This is a genomic window from Paenarthrobacter sp. NPDC089675 (assembly GCF_044749185.1).
Classification (GTDB): Bacteria; Actinomycetota; Actinomycetes; order Actinomycetales; family Micrococcaceae; genus Arthrobacter.
In genome coordinates, this window is sequence record NZ_JBIVHM010000021.1 from 1 (window position 1) to 4,074 (window position 4,074).

The window sequence follows — 4,074 nt, forward strand, 5'->3', positions numbered from 1 at the left end:
ATTATCGGCGCAGAAACAACGGGAGTGGAAGTAGCTGCGAGAACTCCCGTCCCGCGACGTATCCAACGTTTGCGCAGGTCAGAACGCATTGACGAGGAAGAAAGTGTTCTCGGCTCGGACTTGAATTTGCGCCCGGATCCCTTGCGGCTGTAGGTTTCCTGCATCTAATGCATGTTTCCATGGTTTAGGGGTCGTTGTGAATGGTGCCGTTCCGGGTTTCGTCCCGCGGATGCTGGTGGATCCGGATATTGGGCTGTTCCGGGCTGATGAACGTGTTTTCACTGCCATGCTGGATGGCTGGCGGGCGCAGATGCTGGCACGCGGGCTCACGACGCAGACCATCAAGCAGCGCTGCCAGCTGCTGGAGCGTTTTCAGCGGTTTACGGGTGAATTTCCGTGGCAGTGGCGCCCGGCCGACATCGATGATTTCTTGGCCGATCTGCGTTCTGGCGAGAAGCCGATCAGCCTGAAGACGTTACGTTCGTACAGCAACGCCGTGGCGATGTTCTGCTCGTACCTGACGCATCCGGGCTATGGGTGGGGCGAGTTCTGCGAACGCACTTTTGGCGATATTCCGAGCCAGATCTGCTTCGAGTGGAACATGCCACGGCACACCACCGACGATGCCGTCCCGGCGAAGAAGCGCTCGTTCACCAAGGCGGAACTGCAGCGGCTTTTCGACTACCTCGATGACCTGGTCGACAAGGAATATGCCGCCGGCAGCAAGCGCTGGCTGCCTCTGTTCCGGGACTCGGTGGCGTTCAAGGTCTGTTATGCCTACGGGCTTCGCCGACGCGAAATGACCATGCTGGATCTGGAGGACTTCGGCCCGAACCCGCACGTCAGCGACTACGGACGGTTCGGAGCACTCCAGGTTCGATTCGCCAAAGGCACGGCAGGCTCAGGACCCAGACGGCGCACCGTGTTGACCGTGCCGGAGTTCGACTGGGTCGTGGACCAACTCAAGACCTGGACAGCCGGCGGCATGCGGCAACAGTTCCCGACAGCTGAACGGTCCTCGGCTCTTTGGCCAAGCGAGCGTGGCACCCGAATGTCCCTGGGCTCGTTCGGTGATGCGTTCGCAGCGGCACGGGATGCCGTCGGCCTGCCCCAGGAGCTGGGCCTGCATTGCCTCAGGCATTCCTACGTGACCCACTTGATCGAAGCCGGTTACGACGCGGCCTTCGTGCAGACTCAGGTTGGCCACTCCTACGCCTCGACCACCGGGCTCTACACCTCGGTATCGTCGGATTTCAAGCAGAAAACCGTGCAGCAGATGATTGCACGTCGCATCGCGAACTTGGAGGACCCAGATGCCTGAACAGCGCCGGATTGGCTACCGCTGGAACCTGCGAGCCCTGATGGCAAAACAGAACCTCTGGAAGACCACCGAACTGATGCCGCTCCTGAAATCCCGGGGCATCAACCTTTCCGAAAGCCAGGTCTACAGGCTGGTCACGTCCACGCCGGAGCGCATCCCGGCCAGGACATTCGCGGCGCTCTGCGACATCCTGGACTGCACCCCAAGCGACTTGTTCGAGCCGTTCGTTGAGATGCGTGCCGCGGCGACAGCCAACGCACCCAAGCGCAGCGAAGAGCTCGGCATCCAACCAGGCAACCCGATCGCGAAGCGCGTCCGGCTTGTCACTCCCGAGGACGGTGAGTAAGCCACGCAAGGCAGAAGACCCGACCCGCTGGCCGGTCCCCTGCGCCCGCTGCGGCCAGCACCACCAAACAGTCGCTCGATGGCCCGACGGCGGAGTCTGCGGCTACTGCTACCAGCAAGCCAAACGCACCCGCGGCATCTGCGCCTGCGGCCACGACGGCGTCCTGCCCGGAATCATCGATGAACAGCCTGCATGCCGACGCTGCTCGGGCGTTCGAGTCAACATCGACTGCGAGGGCTGCGGAGCCGAAGACGAACTTCACAGCGGCGGGCGTTGCTGGACCTGCGTCCTCGGCAGCGTCGTCGACGACCTGCTCACCGATCCGATCACGGGATCCATCGCCAACGATCTGATCCCGCTGGCAGCGGCACTGAAGTCCATGAAACGGGCCAACAGCGGCATGACCTGGATCCGCCAAAAGCACGTCACGGCTTTCCTCCGCAACCTCGCGGTCGCACCTGAGATCACCCACGAAACCTTCGACGAACTGCCCGACTCGCGAACCCGCGAATACGTCCGGGGGCTCCTCATCGAACACGGCGTGCTCCCCCAACGGAATGCTTTCCTGACGCGCTACGACAGTTGGGCAGTACAGGCCCTGGAACGCGTTAGCGACTCTCAGCACCTTGACGTGATCCGCCGCTACATCCGCTGGCATCACCAACGGCGCATGAATCTCATGGACGAAGTCACGCGCGGCACTTTTCTTCGTGCCAAGCAGGAAGTCACCGTCGCCATCGACTTCCTGAACTGGCTTACCAGTCATGACATCACGTTGCCGGAACTGCAGCAACCCCACCTGGACGTCTGGCAAGCCGAAGGACCCACAACCAGGCGCATCGCTGAGCGCTTCCTCAAATGGGCCATCAAGACCAAAGCCGCCCCAGCTGGGCTCACCATCATTCCGCACCGCCGCGGCACCAGCCCACGACTCCCCAAAGCTGGACAAGACCAAGCACTCCAACAAGTCATCCACACCGATGAACTGGAAACCCGCGACCGCGCCGCGGCCATCCTGATCCTCGTCTTCGGACAACAGGCAGAGAACATCGCACGCCTAACCTGGGACGACGTCAGCGTCACCGACGAACTGGTCACCGTTCAACTGGGGACCATCCAGATCGCACTTCCAGATCCCCTTGCACAGCCATGGCGGGAGCTCGCTGCGAACCCGGGCCACGGGCTGACTGCCGCGCACCCCAACACCAAATGGGTGTTCCGCGGAGCATCACCCGGACGCCACATCCATCCTGGCCACCTCACCACACGCCTCAGCAAACTGTTCAGCACCCGCGCCGCACGCTTGGGAACACTCCACGAACTCACCAAACTCGCACCCGTGGCCATCATCGCCGAAACCCTCGGCTACTCCCCCACAACCATCGAACGCCACGCCACAGACTCCGCCGCCGCCTACGCCCAATACATCGCCGCCGTTCGAAGGCGCTGATACCTCGCAAAGGACAGCAAACTACGGCTTGCCTAAGCTCGAATATGTCAGACTGGCACGATGCCGGATTCCCCAGAATTTCCCTGCCCGTGCTGCGGGTATCTCGTTTTTACCGAAGAGCCTGGGTCGTATGAGATCTGCCAAGTTTGTGGCTGGGAAGACGACATAGTTCAGCTACGATTCCCAACCACGGGTGGGGCTAATTCACCCCTCATCAAATGCCAGGACGCATATGCTCACCCTCCCGCCTGGATGCGGCCACTTGCCGCTCCTGAGCAAGAGGGATACGTCCGTGACCCTGAGTGGCGTCTCCTCGACCCCGCAGTTGATGACATCGACCAGCCTCGAAAGGCAATCGACGACGGAGAGCCCCTAGCGGCCGATCTGACGGTCTATTACTACTGGCGGAAAGCCCGGCAACTTCGTCGAAGCTCTTAGTGGAAGATGAAGCAATGCATGAGGCGACAGTCGGACACCAGGGCAAGCTCAACTTCCGCGTTGAAAGCACACTTTCCAACCCAAGCCTGCCTATCGAAGTCCTGATTGTTACCGCCGAACTGCCTGGACTTCTAGCCGCCAAACGTGTTTGGGATTTCGACGGTTGGTTGGGCCTGCTGTCCTTCTTTGACGAGCTAGCACGCAACTGGCGTGGCTGGGATGGTGAGATAAGCTTCGCCTCCATTGAGGGCGACCTTAGGTTAACCGCGAAGCACGAGGGCCACGTTCGCATAGCCTTCGAACTCGAGGAGTTCGCCGGCCCAACTCCTTGGAGAGCCCAAGGAGAACTCGCATTAGATCCAGGCGAAGAACTGAAGACGGCAGCGGAGTCACTTCGAAACCTGTTGACCAGCATCAAGCCTTAGGCCCCCGAAGGGCAACGCATCGGTTTCAGGCTGACTCTAGCCATCCGTCGAAACCCGTCTACTCCCGGCTCACGAATACCCGTGCATGCCAGTT

Annotated in this window: 5 protein-coding genes; all 5 read left to right on the top strand. The window is 61.0% G+C overall.

Going from position 1 to position 4,074, the window contains the following annotated elements; all coding sequences use genetic code 11:
- Positions 1-229 precede the first annotated feature (229 nt).
- From ACIPY2_RS21760 to ACIPY2_RS21780, 5 genes are read left to right on the top strand one after another with little or no spacing between them, the layout of a single operon-like run.
- A complete protein-coding gene (locus ACIPY2_RS21760) occupies positions 230-1,321 on the top strand; it encodes a tyrosine-type recombinase/integrase (RefSeq protein WP_400268485.1) in 1,092 nt (363 codons plus the stop codon).
- A complete protein-coding gene (locus ACIPY2_RS21765) occupies positions 1,314-1,667 on the top strand; it encodes a helix-turn-helix domain-containing protein (RefSeq protein WP_400268486.1) in 354 nt (117 codons plus the stop codon). The genes ACIPY2_RS21760 and ACIPY2_RS21765 overlap by 8 nt, the downstream gene beginning before the upstream one ends.
- Positions 1,660-3,117 carry a Fis family transcriptional regulator gene (locus ACIPY2_RS21770; RefSeq protein ID WP_400268487.1) on the top strand — a complete coding sequence of 486 codons (1,458 nt, stop codon included), beginning with the start codon at positions 1,660-1,662 and terminating at the stop codon, positions 3,115-3,117. The genes ACIPY2_RS21765 and ACIPY2_RS21770 overlap by 8 nt, the downstream gene beginning before the upstream one ends.
- Before the next feature lie 60 nt (positions 3,118-3,177).
- Positions 3,178-3,555 carry a CPCC family cysteine-rich protein gene (locus ACIPY2_RS21775; protein WP_400268488.1) on the top strand — a complete coding sequence of 126 codons (378 nt, stop codon included), beginning with the start codon at positions 3,178-3,180 and terminating at the stop codon, positions 3,553-3,555.
- Positions 3,555-3,980 carry a DUF6228 family protein gene (locus ACIPY2_RS21780; protein ID WP_400268489.1) on the top strand — a complete coding sequence of 142 codons (426 nt, stop codon included), beginning with the start codon at positions 3,555-3,557 and terminating at the stop codon, positions 3,978-3,980. The genes ACIPY2_RS21775 and ACIPY2_RS21780 overlap by 1 nt, the downstream gene beginning before the upstream one ends.
- Positions 3,981-4,074: the final 94 nt, after the last annotated feature.

What these genes read in the sequence shown, in the direction of transcription:
- ACIPY2_RS21775 (WP_400268488.1), top strand. Translation starts at nt 3,178, where the DNA reads ATGCCGGATTCCCCAGAATTTCCCTGCCCGTGCTGCGGGTATCTCGTT.
- ACIPY2_RS21760 (WP_400268485.1), top strand. Translation starts at nt 230, where the DNA reads ATGCTGGTGGATCCGGATATTGGGCTGTTCCGGGCTGATGAACGTGTT.
- ACIPY2_RS21765 (WP_400268486.1), top strand. Translation starts at nt 1,314, where the DNA reads ATGCCTGAACAGCGCCGGATTGGCTACCGCTGGAACCTGCGAGCCCTG.